12 protein-coding genes are annotated in these 18,248 nt (G+C 66.9%); 3 read left to right on the forward strand and 9 right to left on the reverse strand.

Features of this window, described 5'->3' with window-relative positions; genetic code table 11:
• Positions 1–4: 4 nt before the first annotated feature.
• Positions 5–2,770, reverse strand: a complete 2,766-nt coding sequence (locus Q8T13_13230; GenBank protein MDP3718720.1) for a protein kinase — start codon at positions 2,768–2,770, stop codon at positions 5–7.
• Between the two features lie 134 nt (positions 2,771–2,904).
• On the opposite strand from Q8T13_13230, the gene Q8T13_13235 reads away from it, so the two are divergent.
• Together Q8T13_13235 and Q8T13_13240 are read left to right on the forward strand one after the other, a co-directional pair.
• Complete coding sequence (locus tag Q8T13_13235) at positions 2,905–3,156, forward strand: type II toxin-antitoxin system Phd/YefM family antitoxin (GenBank protein ID MDP3718721.1); 252 nt, start codon at positions 2,905–2,907, stop codon at positions 3,154–3,156.
• Complete coding sequence (locus Q8T13_13240) at positions 3,153–3,578, forward strand: type II toxin-antitoxin system VapC family toxin (protein ID MDP3718722.1); 426 nt, start codon at positions 3,153–3,155, stop codon at positions 3,576–3,578. Before Q8T13_13235 ends, Q8T13_13240 begins: the two co-directional genes overlap by 4 nt.
• Positions 3,579–3,615: 37 nt before the next feature.
• Here Q8T13_13240 and Q8T13_13245 read toward each other — a convergent pair whose 3' ends face one another.
• From Q8T13_13245 to Q8T13_13270, 6 genes are all read right to left on the reverse strand, one after another.
• Complete coding sequence (locus Q8T13_13245) at positions 3,616–4,593, reverse strand: MBL fold metallo-hydrolase (protein ID MDP3718723.1); 978 nt, start codon at positions 4,591–4,593, stop codon at positions 3,616–3,618.
• A 298-nt stretch (positions 4,594–4,891) separates the two neighbouring features.
• Positions 4,892–6,679: a glycoside hydrolase family 15 protein gene (locus Q8T13_13250; protein MDP3718724.1), complete on the reverse strand. Its 1,788-nt coding sequence runs from the start codon at positions 6,677–6,679 to the stop codon at positions 4,892–4,894.
• Between the two features lie 10 nt (positions 6,680–6,689).
• Positions 6,690–7,469 (reverse strand): trehalose-phosphatase, encoded by a 780-nt coding sequence (gene otsB, locus Q8T13_13255; protein ID MDP3718725.1) that lies wholly within the window; start codon positions 7,467–7,469, stop codon positions 6,690–6,692.
• 4 nt (positions 7,470–7,473) lie between these two features.
• Positions 7,474–9,006, reverse strand: a complete 1,533-nt coding sequence (locus Q8T13_13260) for an FAD-binding oxidoreductase (protein MDP3718726.1) — start codon at positions 9,004–9,006, stop codon at positions 7,474–7,476.
• 18 nt (positions 9,007–9,024) lie between these two features.
• Complete coding sequence (locus Q8T13_13265; protein MDP3718727.1) at positions 9,025–10,722, reverse strand: hypothetical protein; 1,698 nt, start codon at positions 10,720–10,722, stop codon at positions 9,025–9,027.
• A complete protein-coding gene (locus tag Q8T13_13270) occupies positions 10,719–11,651 on the reverse strand; it encodes a COX15/CtaA family protein (GenBank protein MDP3718728.1) in 933 nt (310 codons plus the stop codon). Before Q8T13_13270 ends, Q8T13_13265 begins: the two co-directional genes overlap by 4 nt.
• A 58-nt stretch (positions 11,652–11,709) precedes the next feature.
• Here Q8T13_13270 and Q8T13_13275 point away from each other — a divergent pair, with 58 nt between their 5' ends.
• Positions 11,710–14,166 carry an ABC transporter permease gene (locus Q8T13_13275; protein ID MDP3718729.1) on the forward strand — a complete coding sequence of 819 codons (2,457 nt, stop codon included), beginning with the start codon at positions 11,710–11,712 and terminating at the stop codon, positions 14,164–14,166.
• A gap of 47 nt (positions 14,167–14,213) precedes the next feature.
• Here the strand turns inward: Q8T13_13275 and Q8T13_13280 are convergent, their stop codons facing one another.
• Both Q8T13_13280 and Q8T13_13285 read right to left on the reverse strand, forming a co-directional pair.
• On the reverse strand, positions 14,214–16,541 hold the full coding sequence (locus tag Q8T13_13280; GenBank protein MDP3718730.1) for an STT3 domain-containing protein: 2,328 nt from the start codon (positions 16,539–16,541) through the stop codon (positions 14,214–14,216).
• Positions 16,538–18,241, reverse strand: coding sequence for a hypothetical protein (locus Q8T13_13285; protein MDP3718731.1), 1,704 nt, complete (start codon positions 18,239–18,241; stop codon positions 16,538–16,540). Before Q8T13_13285 ends, Q8T13_13280 begins: the two co-directional genes overlap by 4 nt.
• Positions 18,242–18,248: the final 7 nt, after the last annotated feature.

An 18,248-nucleotide genomic window follows, 5' to 3' on the forward strand; every position in this document is an offset into this window, starting at 1 on the left:
AGACTCATGGCTTCGCCGCCGGCGCGATCGTTCGCAAGTGGTCGAAGAAGTTGATGAGGAACGTGACCTTGTCGTGCTTCACGCCTGCCGCTTGCTCAACCGGCGCAAGCGCGAACCGCGTGCCGTCAGGATGCAAGTCGAACATGCGGTTCTGGCTGCGCACCATGCGCCTCTGTGACCAGAGCCGCGGCTTCTCTGCGCGCAGCGAGTCGCCCTCCACAGCGTAAGGCGCCACCATGATCTGGCCGAGCGGTGATCCGAAGAACAGCTCGGGCTTGGTTCGCGACCAGGTGGGGTGCAAGGCGCCGCCGGTCGAGATCTGCCACTTGCCACCGGGACCGGGAAACGGTCGCACGTAGAGTTCGTTGCGTCCGGATTCATTCGAAATGTAGGCGAGCCACCGTCCGTCGGGAGAAAACATCGGCTCGCGTTCCTGAGCGGGGCTGTTCAGGAAGACCGTGGGCGTGCCGGGCTTCCAACCCGACGCCTCGTCGCCTGTCATCGGCAGCAGCATCAAATCGACGTTGGCACCGCTTTGTTCTTCGAACGCCAGAAGGTTGCCGCTCGGGTGCCAGGAAGCGGGCCGGTGGCGGTTGCTGCTCTCGGTGAGGCGCTCAGCGTCGCCCGTCCCGTCGGCCCGTCGCCACACCAGGCCGGAGGTCGCCGGGGCAGCGCCGCTCGAGGCGTACACGATGCGGCGTCCATCAGGGGTCCACACCGGAAAGTTGTCACCCGCCGGCTCAAACGTCAGTCGCGACAGACTGTCTCGAGCCCATTCGTAGATCCAAATGTCTGTCGATGCTCCGTCTGCCAGCTGCATGGCCAGCCGGCGCCCATCGGGAGCGAAGCGGAGCTCGAACCAGTTCGCTGGCGTCGGGCGTAACGGGGTCGTGTTCCCCGCGTCATCCAGCCAGGTGATTGGCTGGCCGCTGGAGCTCTGCCCCGGCAGATAGAAAAACGTGCCGGTAACCGACACTGCGAACTGCGCGGCGGCAGTGCCGACGTTTGACATCACGCCTTCGAGCGCCGGGACGGGCGGCCCGGTCGCCGCCAACCGCTCCAGATCGAAAGGCGCCGCAAACAGCATCCCGTCGCGGATGTAGACCAGGTGGCCGCCTTCGCGCTCGCCGCGCTTCGGCGAGCCAAGCCCACTGGCCACGTAGCGGCCGTGATAGCCGCCACGGTGGACGACGGTGCGCGCGCCGCCCGGCGATAGGACCACGATGTTGGCGTCGTTATAGCTGGTAGCCACAGTGCTGCTGGTAAAGAGCACTCCTCTGCCACCTGGCAGCGCTTGCGGCCAGCGTTGGGTGACCTCGCCCTCGGCGAGGGACGCAAGCGGTTCCGGCGTACCACCGGCCGATGGCACCGACATCAAGGCGGCGCCGTCGCTCGAGTGCGGCGAAAACACGATGGTGCCGTCCTCGCCCCAGGCGCCGCCGCGGCCGGCCTGCGCATCGCACACCGTGAGCACTGCGCCGCCAGTGACGGCGACCTTCTTCAACTTGCCGCCCGCGTAGAACGCGATCCACTCACCGCCCGGCGAAAAGAACGGGCTCATCGCATCGTCGGTTCCCGGCAGCGCGGTGGCCTGCAGTTGGTCGAGTCGCCTGACATAGAGCTGTGGCGTACCGTCCTCACCGGTCTGCGCGGCGAAAGCGAGGACGTTGCCATCCGGAGAGACCGCCGTTGCGTCACCAAAACGGAGCGACAACGAGACATCTGCGCCCAGCTCGGCGCTTAGTCGTACCAGCGACGGGGGCGTGATCTCCGTACTGCGCCACGGCGCCCACGCCGGCAGCACCAGCGTCAAGCCGATCGCGAGCGCGCTGACGATTGCCCACGGCAGCACACGCTTCCAGGCTGGGGCTTGAACCGGGACCACCATCGGCGTGGAGATGTCAGCGGGGCCACTCGCAGCTTCATCGATTTGACGACGGGCTTCGCCCATGTCGCGCAGGCGCGCTTTCGCATCTTTCTTGAGGCAGATCGTCAGCAACCGGCGAATGGCATTGGGCACGTCCGCAGGAATCGCGTCCCACTCCGGATCGGTTTTCAGGACCGCGGCCAACGTGTCCGAGACTGTGTCGCCTTCGAACGGCCGCCGCCCGGCGAGCATCTCGAACAAGACGACGCCGAACGCCCACACGTCGGCGCGCCGATCGACGGCGGACCCGCGCGCCTGCTCGGGACTCATGTACGCCGCTGTGCCGAGGATGATGCCGGCCTGAGTGGCATGGATCGACAGGGTCGGCGAGTTCATCGCGGTCGCGGATGAGCCCGCGGAAGGGTCGACCGCCTTCGCGAGTCCGAAGTCCAAGACCTTCACCGTTCCATCGGGCCGGACCTTGATGTTCGCTGGCTTGAGATCGCGATGGATGATGCCGCACTCGTGCGCCGCTTCGAGCGCCTCGGCGATCTGGCGCGCGATGGGTAACGCTTCGTCGAGCGGAATCGATCCGCGCGAAATTCGCTGCGACAGATCCTCGCCTTCAACCAGCTCCATCACGAGCGCCGTCACACCGCCCGATTCTTCGAGTCCGTGAATGTGCGCGATGTTCGGGTGGTTGAGCGACGCCAGGACCTGCGCTTCGCGGCTGAAGCGCGCGAGGCGATCGGGATCGTTGGCGACCGCGGGGAGCAGCACCTTGATCGCGACGTCACGATTCAATTTGGTATCGCGCGCGCGGTAGACCTCGCCCATGCCACCGGCGCCGAGCGCGGAGAGGACTTCGTAGGGACCGAGGCGGGCACCAGGCGATAGGGTCACGGGTGGCCGCGAGTATATGGGGTTCCGGCGTCCGAGGGGGTCCCTTCAAGGGATCCGTTTTGCGACGAGGGTATTTGCGGTTTCCCGATAGATGACTATGATGACCATAATGACCTGTAATCAGGGAGGGTCCTGTGGCAGTTGCCTGGACGGTGGCTGAGGCCAAGGCGAGATTCAGCGAACTGATCGACCGGGCGGCCGAGGCTGGACCCCAGGTCGTGACCCGCAACGGCCGGGCCGCGGCGGTGGTCGTCTCGGCGGACGAATGGGAGCGGAAGATCCGGCGGAGTGGAAACCTGGCCGAATTTCTGGCGGCGTCCCCACTGCGAAGCTCCGGTCTCAAGGTGCGGCGGCGAACCGGACCAGCGCGGACCGTTGACCTGTGAGCTATTTGCTCGACACCAACATCGTGTCCGAGTGGGTCAGGCCGCGACCGGAACCGAAGGTCGTCAACTGGCTGGCCGACATCGATGAAGACCGCGTTTTTCTGAGTGTCGTCACGCTGGCCGAATTGCGGCATGGCGTCGAACGGCTGCCGGCGAGCCGACGCCGGACGCGTCTCGACGAGTGGCTCCGCCACGACCTGCCGGCCCGGTTCGAGGGCCGTGTGCTGCCGATCGACGAAACGATCGCGGCCGCGTGGGGCGCGATCGTCGCGCGGCGCGAAGCGAAGGGCCGGCCGATCGGCGTCATGGATGCCTGGATTGCCGCCACCGCCGAGACCCACGAACTGACCTTGGTGACGCGCAATGCCGCGGACTTTCGCGATGCCGTGTCGGCGGTCCTGGACCCGTGGGCTTCCCCGTGAGGCCGCGAGCCCCCGGCTCCCAGCGTTTCCTCTTCTTTCAGCGCGCCAATGGCGGCGACTCGATGCCGGTGCCGAGCGTGAAGGACGACCCGACCGCGGCGACGACCGCGGTGCGGCGCGCGAGACCCACGATCTGACGGAGTCGAAACACGGCCTCGATGCCGGTACAGTGGGCGCCCAGCAGGTTGCGGACCCCAAGGGCCTTCAGCCGCCCACCTGTCCACACGAGCGCTTCGTCGGATGCCGCGAAAAGGTGAAAGCCGCCAATCGCCGCCTCAATCGGCACATCGGCGATGGCCTTTCGAGCGTATTCAAGCGTGTTGACGATGCCGGCGTGGCCGCAGCCGCTGATCACGACCAGACCGCTCGGCGTGTTGACCGCGATCGCGGTGTCTTCCGGAACGTTGTCCTCGACCGGCCCACTTGGTAATTGCAGCCGGCCCGTCGTGTTCCAGTTCCGCTCCGGATGCACGCGCGGCACCGGGCCAAGCAACCAGACGCCCGGCAAGAGTTCGAAGGGCGCACCATGTTCGATGAAGGTTCCGCCGAGCTGTTCGAATGCCGACTTGATGGGCCGCAATCCACCGACTTCGCGGCCATCAACGAGACGGCTGGTAAAGATTCCCGCCGGCACGTGCACGCGCGAGAGCGCCGCCGGATTCCTGGCCATGACCGCGCGCCGCAGCGCCAGCAGGCCGCCGGTGTGATCGGCGTGGTTGTGTGTCAGGACCACGTCGGTCACGTTCGACAGGTCGACGCGCATCTCCTCGACATTGCGCAGCACGGTTTCGGGACGCGCGCCGGTGTCGATCAGGATGCGCCGGCCGTCGGCCTCAACCAGCGCTGCGAATCCCCACTCGCCGATGCCATTCGATCCGCCCGCGCCGACGAGCATCGTCGACAGGACGGTCACTTTCAGGTTCGTCACCTGGGCGCGAGTGGCGGTCTGCGCAACACTGGCGGCCGGCATGAGGAGGGCGAGTGCGAACAAGGCGGCTCGGAGCTGATATGTCATGTTGATTATCTGGGTTCCATCTCGTCTGGCCTCAGCCAGACTCACTTATGAGATCGCATCGGATCCGTCGCGGCATCGAAGGTGAGGCGCGCACGATACACCTCGCCCATGCCACCCACGCCCAAGGCAGCGACAATCTCGAACGGACCGATGCGCGAGCCGGGGACCAGCGGGATGCGGGGAGTATACCCGGTGATCCTTGTCGGGAGGGTGATCCTTGTCGGGAGGGTGAACCATGTCGGGAGGGTGATCCTTGTCGGGATCCCGACCAGAAGTGCTGCCCTCCCGTCAGGCTCTGCTAGCTCCAGGCGCGAAACGAACCACTGCGGGCGTCGAGGATCTCGCCGATCGTGATCGCCGCGTGAATCAGGCCGACATGGGTGTAGGCCTGAGGGAAGTTGCCTAACAGTTCGCCGGTCGACGGTTCGATGTCTTCCGAGTACAGGCCCAGCGGATTCGCGTAGCCTTCGAGTTTGCGGAACAGCGCAACCGCCTCGTCGATTTCGCCCATCATCGCCAGCGCCTCGACCCACCAGAACGAACAGATCGAGAACGCGCTGGTGGTGTGGCCAAAGTCGTCCAGGTGCTTGTAGCGCAGCATCAGGCCATCTGGCGCGAGCAGCTTCTCGTAGGCACGGACCGTCGAACGGAAGCGCGGGTCGAGCGGATCCACCAGGCCAATCTGCGGCAGCAGCAGGTTCGAGGCATCGGCATACTGCCCGTCGAGCGCCTGCGTGAAGAAGCCGAGTTCCTCGTTGTACGCGCGGGCCAGAATCCGCGGGCGTTCGGTGTCGGCCCACGCTTTCCACGCCTGGGCTTGCGCGGGCATACCGAAAAACTCGGCGAGCAGGGCGCCGCGGTGTGCCGCGACCCAGCACATCGCCTTGGAAAAAGTGTAGTGCTTGGGCAGCGTGCGGTACTCCCACAGGCCGGTGTCTTCCACCAGTGACGCCGCCATGGCCTCGTCCACCAGGTGCTCGAGCAGCGGCGCCAGCGATGGGTCCTCCCAGACCACTCGCGGATCGGTCAGGATGGTCTCGAGGCACAGCACCATCTCCCCATGCACGTCGTGCTGTTGCTGGATGTACGCCGCATTGCCGATGCGGACCGGACCAATGCCGTCGTAGCCGCGCAGTTCGGGGACGATCTCCTCGTCCAGGTTGCGCTGACCGGTGATCCCATAGATCGGCTGCAGCGGACCGCTGTCGGCCATCTCGCGCAGGAACCGCACGAACGCCTCGCCTTCCGACAGGTGGCTCAGGCGCCGCAGCGCCTCCACCACGAACGCGGCATCGCGTAACCAGCAGTACCGGTAGTCCCACGTCCGGCCCGACCCGATCGCCTCGGGCAGGCTCGTCGTCGCCGCGGCGATGATCGCGCCGGTATCGTTAAAGGCATGCAGCTTCAGGCACAAGGCCGAACGCAGCACCGACTCGGCGGCAAACGATGGCAGCGCGCAGCTCTTGGCCCACGACCGCCACGCGCGGATCGTCATCTCGGCGCTGGTCTCGGCCGCCGGGCCCGAGTCAATGCCCGGTGGGCGGCCGGAACTGAGCGAGAAGAAGACCGGGCGATCGATGCGGAACGGGGCGCGGTCCAGGATGTACGCCGCCGGCACGTTCGACGCCAGGTGCAGCCGCGTCGGCCCACCCACTACCTCGACACCGTGCCCAGCCGCCACCACTTCGACCTTGGCCCGGCTGTAATCGGGGCGTGGGTCGAACCGCATCCGCACCCGAGGCGTGCCCTCGAGCGGACGGAGCAGCCGGCACACTTCGATCGGCGCATCCACGCGGTAGCCATCGAGCGTGCGCGGGGCAAAGTCGATGATCTCGAAGCGGCCATCGGCCGCCGTGATCTCGGTGCGGACGACGTTCGTGTTGCGGATGTAGGCGGAGGAGGCCGACCAGGTGTCGATTGGTTCGAAGGCCCACGAGCCGCCGCGCTCCTGGTCCAGCAGCCGCGCAAATACCGACGGGCTGTCAAACCGAGGCAGGCACAGCCAATCGATGCTGGTGTCGGGCCCGACCAGTGCGAGCACGCGGCCGTTGCCGATGGCCCCGTGATGAAGCGGAATGGGTGTCACCCTTGTGACCTTACCCTCTGCTCGCCAGCCATCTCAAGAAATGATCGACATCGGCAATACCGTCGAGCTTGTGCGTGGCGGCGGTCGGCCGCAGCCCGACCAGCACGCTGATGCCGCGGCTGATCGCGCGGAAGGCGTCTTCGTCCGTGATGTCGTCGCCCAGATACGCCACCCACGACGGCCGCCCCGTGCGCGCCTCGACGTTTTCGGCAATCCACTGCGTCGCGTCGCCCTTGTGGCCGTTGATGTTCGGCAGGTACTCGACCACCGCATGGCCTTCGAGCCGCCGCACCAGCCGCTCGGCAATCCACGGCACCGCCAGGATGTCGGCCGTGGCAAACACGGCCTCGCGCAACTCGGGGGGCACGCCCCGCGCGTGCACCGCGACGCTGGCGCCCTTGTCTTCGATCAAGGCACCTGGGTGCTCGATGGCCAGCCGGCTCAGAGCATGGGCCAGCCCCTCGAGGCGTTTGGCCGCGGCCAGCAGGTCCGGATGCCCGGTTCGGCGTCCCTCGATCTCGATCTCCAGGCCGTGCAGGCCGGCATGATAGACATGGCCCGGCAGGCGCGTCCGCTCCTGGAGGTCGTCGAGGCGTCGGCCGCTGACGATGCCCACCGCCATCCCGGGTTGCCGCGCGATCTGCTCGAGCCAGTCTTTTCGCTGGGGCGTCAGGTGGGGCGCCGCCGGGTCAAGGTTGAATTCGGCGAGGGTGCCGTCGAAATCAAGCAGCAGTATGAAGGCACTGTCGGCGGGTCGGCCCGCCACGGCCGCCTGCACTTCATCTAGCACGTGTCTATTGTGCCGGGAAAACCACTCCCGGCGCGAGCATGCCGCGCGGGTCAAGGCTGAGCTTGAGGTCGCGCATCGCCGCAATCCCACTTGAGCCGTAGAGCCGCATCAACAGTGCCTGCTTGATGGGATTGCGGCCCACGCCGTGCTCGGCCAGCGGGCTCCCGCCCATGGCGATGACCGCCTCCCCGAGCGCCAGGATCGCCTCCTGCCCCTTCGTTACTTCGTCGGCGCTGCGCGGGATGACATTGGGGTGCACGTTGCCGTCAGAGATGTGGCCCCACACCGCGAGGTCGAGGCCACGCTCGGCAAACAGCCGCCGGCACTCGCGCATCATCTCGGCAAAGCGTTCGAACGGCACAATCATGTCGGCCGCGGTCTTGTAGATGCGCGGGTCGACCTGTTGTTGAGCCAGGGCGACGCGGCGGTTGACGCCGGCCGGCACAGCTTCCCGCAACTCGGCAAACGCCGCCGCACGGGCGTGGTGGCCGGGCAGCGCAATCTCGGCGTCATCGAGCGCGCCATGCCGATCGAGCATTGCGCACAAGCGCCGCAGCGGCGAATCGGCGGCGCCGTCATCGCGCGCGGTCTCGAGCTGCCGCCACAGCTCCTCGTCAGTAACCGGCTGGGACAACTCCATTTCGACCAAGAGGACGATGCCGGCGCCCGAAGGCAAGGTGATGTCGAGCTTGCGATCGACACCGTCTTCGCGGACCACGGCGATCGATCGCGCATCGATGTGTTCAATCGCTGCCACGTCCACGCCGAGCGGATCGCCCGTGCGCCAGGTTTGCTGCGCGGCCAGGCGGAGCTCGGCGACCAGGCGAATGCCGGCCTCCTCGCTTTCCATCGGCACAAGCGCGTGACACCGCGCGGCCGGCCGCGCCGCGGTCCTGAAGATGACCTCGGTGACGATGCCCAGGGTGCCTTCGGAGCCGATGAACAGATCCACCAGGTCCATGTCGGGCGCGATGAAGTAACCCGCTGAGCACTTGGGCACGTCGGGCATGCGAAGGGCCGGCAGCGACACGAGGCTCGAGGCCAGGCGGCGGCCACGCTCCAGCTCGAGGACGTCGCCACTCGCGAGCACGACGGTCAAGCCGTGAACCCACGGCCGTATGGTTCCGTACTTGAACGTCGCGGCGCCCGCCGCGCAGGTCGCAGCCGCGCCACCGGCGGTGGCGCCAAGGTAGGTCGGCACGGGCGGCAACCAGCGGCCAACCGGGGCCAGCGCATCCTGGATGGCTTGCAGGGTCACGCCGGCGCCGGCGCGGACCAGCTCGCCTTCAATCGCGAGTGTGGTGAGCCGTTCGGTGCTCACCACGACGTCACCAAACGGCGTGGCGCCACCAGTCAGTGACGATTGAGCGCCAACGACCAACACCCCGTAGGGCCCTCCTTTATGGGGGGCCGTCAATATCTCCGCGACCTCGCCCGCCGTCTGCGGCCGTGCGACCCCGGCGGCATGACCGCCAGGATACCGAGCCGCGTCATGGAGGAACCGCTCGACGAGCTCGCTGTTGGTTTCAATGCTCACAGCGTTTCACGATGCCCCCTAGCGACGAGCCGGATAGAGGTCATCGCCGAGCCTGACATCCGCCCCGGCCCAGGCTTTTTCGAAAGCGGTCCTGGTCTCCTGGGCGGCCGATTTTCGCTGCCCCTCGAGGCTGCGGAACAACCCGTACAGCGACCGCGGGTTGCCGACATTCTTTTCGAGGTCGGCACGAAACACCGTTTCGGCGTCGGCGAACTTGCCGGCCTTGACGAGCAGCGCCCCCAAACGTTCCCGTTCGGGAAGCAGCCAGTCGGGCGGTTCGTTGTAGCCCAGGTGATCTTCGGCGGCGACGGCCTCGGTAAACGCCTTGATCGCGGCGGGCATGTCGCCTTTGGCTTCGGCGACGCGCGCGGCGAGATCGGTGACGGCGACAAAGATCACGTCCACCGCGGCATTGGCCGGGCCGACCATGGCATCTCGAGGGATCGTCGCCGCTGCGGTCTTCAGGGCCGACAGTTCCGCCTCGGCTTCGGCGACCTGACCCTTGGCGGCACGTGCCGCACCGCGGGCAAAGTGGTAGAGCGACGTCTGCACGGTGCGGGTGGGCGCCGGCGCCTTCGCATCAAGGATCGGCTCCCACTGGCCGAATCGCACGAGCACGGCCAGCTCCTGCGCGGCAAAGGGCTCGAGCATCGCCATTTGATCGGCGATGGGATCGGCGAGCGCAACGGTGCGGCGCGCGGCATCGCGCGCCTGCGCGAAGTTGCCGGCATACATGGCTGCCGCCGATTCGAACTGCAGATTGTGCCCGTAATACATCGACGCATAGAAGCCCCGGTCGGCGCCGGTGGCCTTGAAGTATTTCTCGTCCACGGCCGCCGCGTCGGCGTTGCTCTTCGCCGACTTCGCGTACTGACCGGTGCGGATGTAAACGTGCGCAGGCATGTGGACCAGGTGTCCCGCGCCGGGCACGAGGGTTTCCAGGCGCCCGGCGGCGTCGAGCGCGCGGGCGGGGGTCTGCGACGCCTCGACGGCGTGGATGTAGTAGTGATTCGCGCCCGGGTGCAGCGGGTTGCGTTTGATCACACTTTCCAGCGCGGCGACGATCACGTCGGTGCCCGGCTCGGGGGTGCCGTCTTTCTTATACAGACGCCACGGCCGCAGGTTCATCATGCTCTCCGCGTGGAGCGTCGCCACGTCGTCATCCTCCGGAAAGCGCTTCGCCAGCTCGCCCATCGCCTTCGAGTACGCCTGTTCGCGGTCTTGTTGATCGCCGGTGGGTTCCGCGACGTACCGCCTGCCCAGCGCCTCGACCAACCCCTGCTCCACTTCGCTGCCGCCACTCTTACGCTTTTCGGCCTCGGCGAGGTGCGTGTAGCCCTGCTTGAGGCGATCCGCGGGCGCGACATCGTTGATGTTGGTGCCGAGCGCCAGCGACATCCCCCAGTGCGGCATGGGCGACGAAGGGTCGAGTGTGGCGGCGCGCTCGAACGACCTGAATGCTTCCTCGTGGTTGAAGCCGTAGAGCAACGCCAGGCCTTCGTCGAAGAACCGCTGCGCCTCGGGGCTGGCCGTCTTGATGGTGCGGTGGTACGTGCCGAGGTTCCCAAGCAACTTCGTGCGCGGCGCGGCGGCCGGGGCGGCGGCGCCATGCCCGTCGTGGGCGGATTGATTGGTCGGGGTGGGAGCGGGTTCGGATGGGCGCGCACAAGCGGACGGGACGACGGCGAGCGCGACGAGGAGCAAACGTATTTTCATACCGAACCTCTCCAGCTGAGGAGCAGCAACACCGTTTCCGCGCCGAGTAACAGGCTTGCCAGGGTCAGATGCACGACCTGCGCGGCGGGTAACAGGGAAACATATGCCATCACCAGGCCCACCGCCACCTGCGCCACGGCCAGGCCCAGGACGGCCCACGACCACCAAACCAACGTCATGTGGTGTCCGGCCTTAGTCGGAGCGGTTGCCTTGGCCACCAGCCAGAAACACAGCAGGATCGACCCCAGCAGCATGACGAACGCCGCGTCGCGGTGCAGGTAATCGAGCGCGCCCACGGTGGCGAGCGCCGCGTCGCGCGCCACTCCGGCGTCGAGCGCGGCGTCCAGCGCGCCACGCACCTGCGTGCCGAGCACAATCTGGATCAGCGTAATCGCGATCAGCACCATCGCGAAGGTGCTTACGTGCTTGGGTGCTGAGGTGCCGGGGTGCGCGGGCGGGAACGCGCGGACCGTGACGTACAACAGCATCTGCACGATCACGAGCGCGACGACCATGTGGACCGTCACGATCCACGCCGCAAGCTCGTGCGCCACCACCTGCCCGCCGAGCCATCCCTGGAAGCCGGTGAGCAGCACCGCCGCGATCGTCGTCCACAGGATGCGCGGGTCGCGGCGATGGTGCCGCCACGCCGAGACGGCCGTGGCAATGATCAAGAGGCCGACGGTGGCGCCGAGCAGGCGATTGAGGTACTCGGTCCACATCAACGTGGGGTTGAACTGCGAGGGGTCGAACTGCGGCGGCAACTCGGCCAACGACATCGGCGGCACCCAGCCGCCGAAGCAGCGGGGCCAGTCGGGGCACCCCAGCCCGGCGCCGGAGGCGCGGACCAGTCCACCCACGAGGATCAAGAAATACGTCGTCGCCGTCGCCCACAGGGCGAGGCGCTGGAAGGAGGTCAGGCGGTTCAAGCCTCTATTATCCGCCGAGGCTGAAACAATTTCCGGCCGATCGGCGTCTAGTGGGAGCATGGCCATCCTCCCCGATCTGCGTTACGCCGTCAGGATGCTCGGGCGCAGCCCGCTCTTCACGCTGACCTCGGTGGCCTCGCTGGCGATTGGCATTGCCGCCGCCACCACCATTTTCAGCCTGACCGACGCCCTCCTGTTCGAGCCGGCCCCGGGCGTGCGCGACGGGTCGCGGGTGGTCGATATTGGCCGCGCCAACCAGGGCGAGAGCGGGTTCGACAACATGTCGTATCCGGCGGTGAAATACCTGAAGGACCACACCCAGACGCTCGAGGGCATCGCGGCCCTCAACTTTGGCGGCGGGCCCATGACGCTCAGCGACCACGGCGCGAGCGAACGCATTTTCGGCATGCTGGTCTCGGGTAACTACTTCGACGTGCTGGGGACGCGGCCGGCGCTCGGCCGCTTCTTCAGACCCGACGAAGACGAGGTTCCCGGCGAACGGCCGGTGGTGGTGCTGAGCCACGCCTTCTGGGAACGCCGCTTCAACCGCGACCCCGAGATCCTGCAGAAGCCCCTCCGCCTCAACAACCAGACCTTCACCGTGGTCGGCGTCGCCGAGCCGGGTTTCAACGGCTCGTCACTCGTTGGCACCGAAGCGTGGGTCCCCATGGCCATGGTTGCGACGGTGCGCGGCATGGACAATTCGCGACTGCTCACGCAACCAAGCGCCGTCTGGACCGTGGCGATCGGCCGGCTGAAACCTGGGATTACGGCCGCGCAGTCACAAGCCGAACTGGTCACGTTGATGGAAGCGTTCAAGGCCTCGGAGCCGCTCGCCAACCCTCGGCACACGATTGCAGTGATTCACACCAGCCGAATCCCTGGACCGATGCGCACGCCGTTCCTCGCCTTCATCGGCTTCCTCTTCGCCCTCACCAGCGCACTGGTGGCGATCGCCTGCAGCAATGTTGGCGGCATGCTGCTGGCGCGCGCGGCCACCCGCCGGCGCGAGATGGCGACGCGACTGGCGGTCGGCGCGGGCCGTGGACGGCTGATCGCGCAGCTACTGACCGAAACGGTGGTGCTCTTTGCCGTCGCCGGCGCCGCGGCGCTGCCGCTCACCTTCGCGCTGATCCAGGTGCTCGAAAGCTTCCTGCCGGCGTTGCCGGTGATGATCAACCTCGACCTGTCGCTGAACTGGCGGGTCATGCTGTTCGCCATGGGCGTGGCGCTCGCCGCCGGCCTGGTGTTTGGTCTCGCGCCCGCGCGGCATGCGCTTGGCGCCGACCTCGCGCCGATGCTTCACGGCGCCAATGCGACCGTCGACCGCCGCCGCTTCCGCTTGCGCAACGTCCTGGTCGCGGGCCAGGTGGCGCTGTCACTGATGCTCGTGGTGATCGCATTCCTGTTCGTGCGCACGTTGCAGGCCGCGTCCACGATCGACACGGGATTCGCGACCGCCAACGTCCAGATTGCCTCGGTGGATGTCTCGCTCTCGGGCTTTCGGGGGCAGGAGGCCGTCGCGTTGGCCGAGCGCTACGAAGAACGGCTGCGCGCGATCAACGGCGTGACCGCGGTCGCAACAGCGCGAATGGTCCCCCTGCAGGGTGGCGGGTTCGGCCTCGGTTCGATCAGCGCGCCGGGCGTCAGCGGACCACAGCGGGACGGCACGTGGGACGCCGACTGGGACATCGTCTCGGCCGGCTACTTCGAAACTGTTGACATGGCGATTGTCGAAGGCCGCGCTTTTACCGCCGCCGACCGAGAAGGGTCCCCGCGCGTCACCGTGCTCAACCAGACCTTCGCACGGCGGCTGTTCCCCGGGCGATCGGCCGTCGGCCAGCAGGTGATGCATCATTCCCGCGAGTCCGAGCCGCAGCCGCTCACCGTCGTCGGCGTCGCCGCCGACGCCAAGTACCGCTACGTCAGCGACGGCCCGCGCAACTTTGTCTACGTGCCGCTCGCGCAGCAGGCGTTCAGCGAGTTCTCGCTCTTCGTGAAGCACGCCGCCGGGCGGCCGGTCGCCACCGACATCCGAAGCGCCATGACGCAGGTCGAGCCCAACGTGCCGATCGTCCTGCTGCAGTCGTTCGATGAGGCGGTGGCGGTAGGGTTGCTGCCGCAGCGGCTGACGGCATGGATCGCGGGTAGCGTGGGCAGCATTGGCGTCGGCCTGGCCGCGCTCGGTTTGTACGGCCTAATGGCGTTCCTGGTCACCCAACGCACGCGCGAGATTGCCATCCGCATGGCACTCGGCGCTTCGCACGGCAACATGCGATCGATGGTCATGAAGCAGGCGGCGTGGCTCGGCATGGCCGGCGTCACCATCGGCCTGCTGCTCGCCGGCGTGGTCGGCACACTGGCGCAAAGCCTGCTGGTCGGCGTCACGGCGATCGACCCCGTGGCTTTCGGCGGAACCGCGCTGTTGTTTGCGGTGGTGCTCGCGGCGGCGTGTTGGGCACCCGCCAGGCGAGCCGCGGCCACGGATCCAGCCGTCGCCCTCAGAGCGGAATAACAGGAGGTCAAGAGATAAGGAATTTCTCTTGGTCTCCTGATCTCTTGTTAATCCGGAATGACCTCGAAAATCCGGACCATCGGCGATTCGTTCGGCTTTTGACCCTCGGCGCGAAACTCCTGCGCCAGTCGCATGCTGGTCACTCCTGGCACCGGGAACGCCGGTTGCCACGGGGTGCGGCCGACGACGACGAATTCGGGACCGCGGCCGGCGGCGGCCCGTCTGGCGTCATCTGCCGAGGCGAATGACTGCGCCTCCGACACCTCGCAGAACTGACGGCCGGTCGAATCCACTCGTTGCTGCCTGCGCACCAACCAGGTGCTGTTCACCGGGTTGACTCCCTGGCCGCCCAGCACCATCAACCGGTACGCCATCGCCTGGTAGTAGGGCTCGAAGTAGATCCAACTGGGCGTCCACGCGTCGCTCTCGCGAATGCGCGAGTAGCACAGCGAGTAGAAGCGATCGGTGGGCACGCCGGCCCAGTCGGCGAGGTTCTGGAAGCGCCCGGCCAGCGAGCCGTTACCGGCATCGCGGAACGGCAGTTCCCAGTCCACCATCACGAAGCGCGACCGATTGGCCTTCAGGATGTCGAGCGCTGCCGCCTCGTCTGTCGCCGTGAGAAACGCAGCGGACTGTGGCGCCCCGCCCTGCGTCGGGTTCGACACCGGCACGCGGTGCGCGGCCTGGATCAGCCAGTACCCCTGATCCCACCAGTTCATGACCGTGTAGGCCGCGGGCGGATTCGCGGCACCGTACCTGGCGTAGTAGTAACCGGGTTGCGCGAACGGCTCTGGCGTCTGGGTCCGCAACCACTGCATGGCCGACGCCCAGTAATCGGCCATGCCGCCGGCGCGGGTGGTGGTAAGCGCGGCCGGCACGAGATTGGGCGCCACGACCACGCCCGCCACCAGCACAATTGCCAACTCGCGCTGCATCGGCAGCCACGGCTTGATGAGGGGGCGTGGATTGCCAGCGTGGGGCACGCCGCCCCAGTCGAGCACGCGCACACACAGCCAGCCCGCCACCAGCGCCGCAGCCGGTACGAGGTAGTAGCCGAAACGGTTCTGGCCCACGGTCGCCGCGTAGTTGACCACCGTGAAGATCACGATCAGCAGGTGATCGAGACGCCGCGACTTCCAGACGGTGACCGCGAGCCACACCACGGCGAGCAACCCGACATAGAAGCCGCCGCGAAAGAATACCCAGGGCTGCGACCATTCCCAGTTGCCGGTGTAGAGAAACAGCGGCCGGGCCTCGAGCACGGCCATGCGCGTGGGATCGGGGCTGAACCGGGCGAGATCGGTCGTTACTTGCCGCACGAGATTGGGCTCGACCAGGTAGGCCGCGGCCATGGCCACGACGGCCAGCGCGCCCAGCGCACCGAAAGCCAGGAGAACTCGATCGGCCAGCAGCATGACCAGCAGCGACAACACCAGCAACGCCGCCAGCGCCGCGACTTGGGTGTTGTAGCGGAAGAGACCCGGGTCCTGCAGCACCACGACGAGCACGAGCGCCACCGCGGCAGCAATCGCCGAAGCGCGGGCCGCCGGCGCGACGTCGTCACGAGACCGGCCCACCAGCGGCATCAACCCCACCCACGCGGCCAGGATGGCGACAAAATACGCGCCACTCCCCCACGCCAAGAGGTATAGCCCTAGCAAGAGACCTGCGGCTACCGCCGGGACTGCCAACTCTTGACGGGAGGACACCTCCTGTCGGGAGGGCACCTCTTGTCGGGAGGGCACCTCTTGTCGGGAGGGCACCTCATGTCGGGAGGGCACCTCATGTCGGGAGGGCACTTCTTGTCGGGAGGGCACTTCTTGTCGGGAGGGCACTTCTTGTCGGGAACGAAGAGCCACAGTGAGACACACCAAGGCGGCGAACGAGAGCAACACCTCAAGCGCGTGGTGGTCGACAAAGCCCACGAGCGTGCGGTCGAGGAAGTGCCCGGGCAAGACTGCCGCCAGCAGTCCCGCGATCAGACCGGCGCGGCGATCGAACGCGATCGTGCCGAGGAGCCAGACCGCCGCCACGGCCAGCACACCTGCGACCGCCGGCGCGAGCGCCGCGACGCGCTCAATGTAATCTGTCGACGCGTCCCTGCCCTGGGTCGCGACCACGGCGATGGAGATTGCGATGTCGAGAAGGGGCGCCACCGCGACGTACTGGCCGTTGGGCGAGGCGTATGGATCGACCGTGACGCGATGCGGGAAATTGCGAACCTGGTTCTCGACCAGCCTGACGTGGTACCAGGCGTCGGTTTCGAGAAAGTTCACGCGGGTTCCGCCGAGCACATCGTCCCACGGCGCCCACAACCTCAACACCGAGGCGATCAGCAGGATTGCGGCCAGGAACACCCAGTCGAGTCTCTTCACGGTTGCCTGAGCGTTTGTACCTGTTCGCCGCGCAGAAAGCGAACGCGATCACTCAAGCGCCAGACCCGCGTGCGATGCGAGGTGCCCGCGTCGAACACCGATGGCCATTCAAGGGAGACCGCCGGCAGCGCGCCAAGCCTGGCGCGAAACGGTTCGTGCTCCCACGCATCGAGAGCGACCACGACTGGGCGGTCGGCCGCGTTCAAGGCGATGAGCGCCGCCGCCAGTGCGTCGGGCGACGCGAGATCCCAACGCAGGATCGAACGGCCGGTGTAGTACCTCAAAGCGCCACTCTGTTCGCCTGACACGATCACGCCATCGGCCGGCAGTGTGGTGGACAGGAAACGCGCCACTTGTGCGACCCGCCGCTGCTGATCGGCCAGCCGGAACGTATCAAGCGCTCGCGCCTGGGAGATGCCGTGCGCGGCGATGCCCAGGATCGCAGCCAGCGCGGCCATCACTCGCACTGGCGCAGGCAGGCGCCGGAGCGCGGCCGCGATCGCAATAGCCGCGAATACCGCGGCGATGGCCATCGCAGGAAGCAGGAAGCGCAGGTATGACCAGACATCAAAGACGGCATAAACAAGATAGGCGGCCACGACCAATGCGCTGAATGCGGCGAGCGGCTTCGTGAACGCGTGGCGCCACACGAGGGCTGCTCCAACCGGCGCGACCAGCAGCATCGGAGACGTGGACATCAGCCATGAGAAGTATCGGGAGGCGTTGGCGCCGATGTTCGAGAGCGCAAACAGCTCGTCGGCGGTGCCATAGCCAGAGCGCAGCGGCGACCCGTACCACATGTTCTGAAGGAACATCAGGATTGCTGCCGCAATCACGACGGGCAGAGAGAATCCGGCTAGACGCCGAAGGTGCCAACCAATCGCAAACAGCGGTACGGCGGCTAGCGGTGCCAGATTCGGTCGGATGAGCACAGCGAATGCGCACGCGATGCCGGCGGCAAACCGCGCCCTCGGCCACAACAGCAGAGCCCAGCATGTCATCCAGGCGGCCGTCACCGGCACATCGCTCATCGGTTGAACCGACTGAAACAGAAACACCGGGCTGATGGCCAGCAGCATGGCCGCCAGCATTCCGGCGACCGGTCCCGAGAGCCGCACCGCCATCACTCCAGTCGCACACACGGCAGCGGCCGCCGAGAGCATCACGACCCAGTCGGGGTGGCTTGTGCCTGGAACCCACGACATCAGCCAGGGAAGGCCAGGCGGATAGGTGGGCGCTTGCATCCACGGGATGTGCATCGGCCGCCATCCCAGGGGCGACGTGATCCACGGATCGATCGCCGTCAGGGTAAGAGCGAGCTCGTCAATATGTGTGAAGCCACCGCGCTCCCACATGGCTGCCTGGCTTAAGTAGCCAGAAGCGTCAGCGCCGGCAGCAGAACTTGTGGCGAAGATGGTCGCAACAGTTCCACTCGCCGCAGCGACGAGGATGATGGCGGGCGTGCCGTGGCGTTCAAGGGTGAGCCAGGCCGATTCGAGATCTGAATCAACCGACTTCGCGCGGCGTGCCAGCAGCCACCAGGCGCCGACCGCGGCGAGCGCGGCAATTGATGTAGGAAGAGGGAATCGGGCGGAAATGCGAAGGCCGCCAACGGTGGCGCGAACGCCGCCGCTCGCGGCCAGCAACACAGCGACTGCGGCCAGGATGGCCGCGAGTAGTAATAAACTTCGGCGGTTCAAATCGCCC

Source organism: Acidobacteriota bacterium, from assembly GCA_030697165.1.
Classification (GTDB): Bacteria; Acidobacteriota; Vicinamibacteria; order Vicinamibacterales; family UBA2999; genus 12-FULL-67-14b.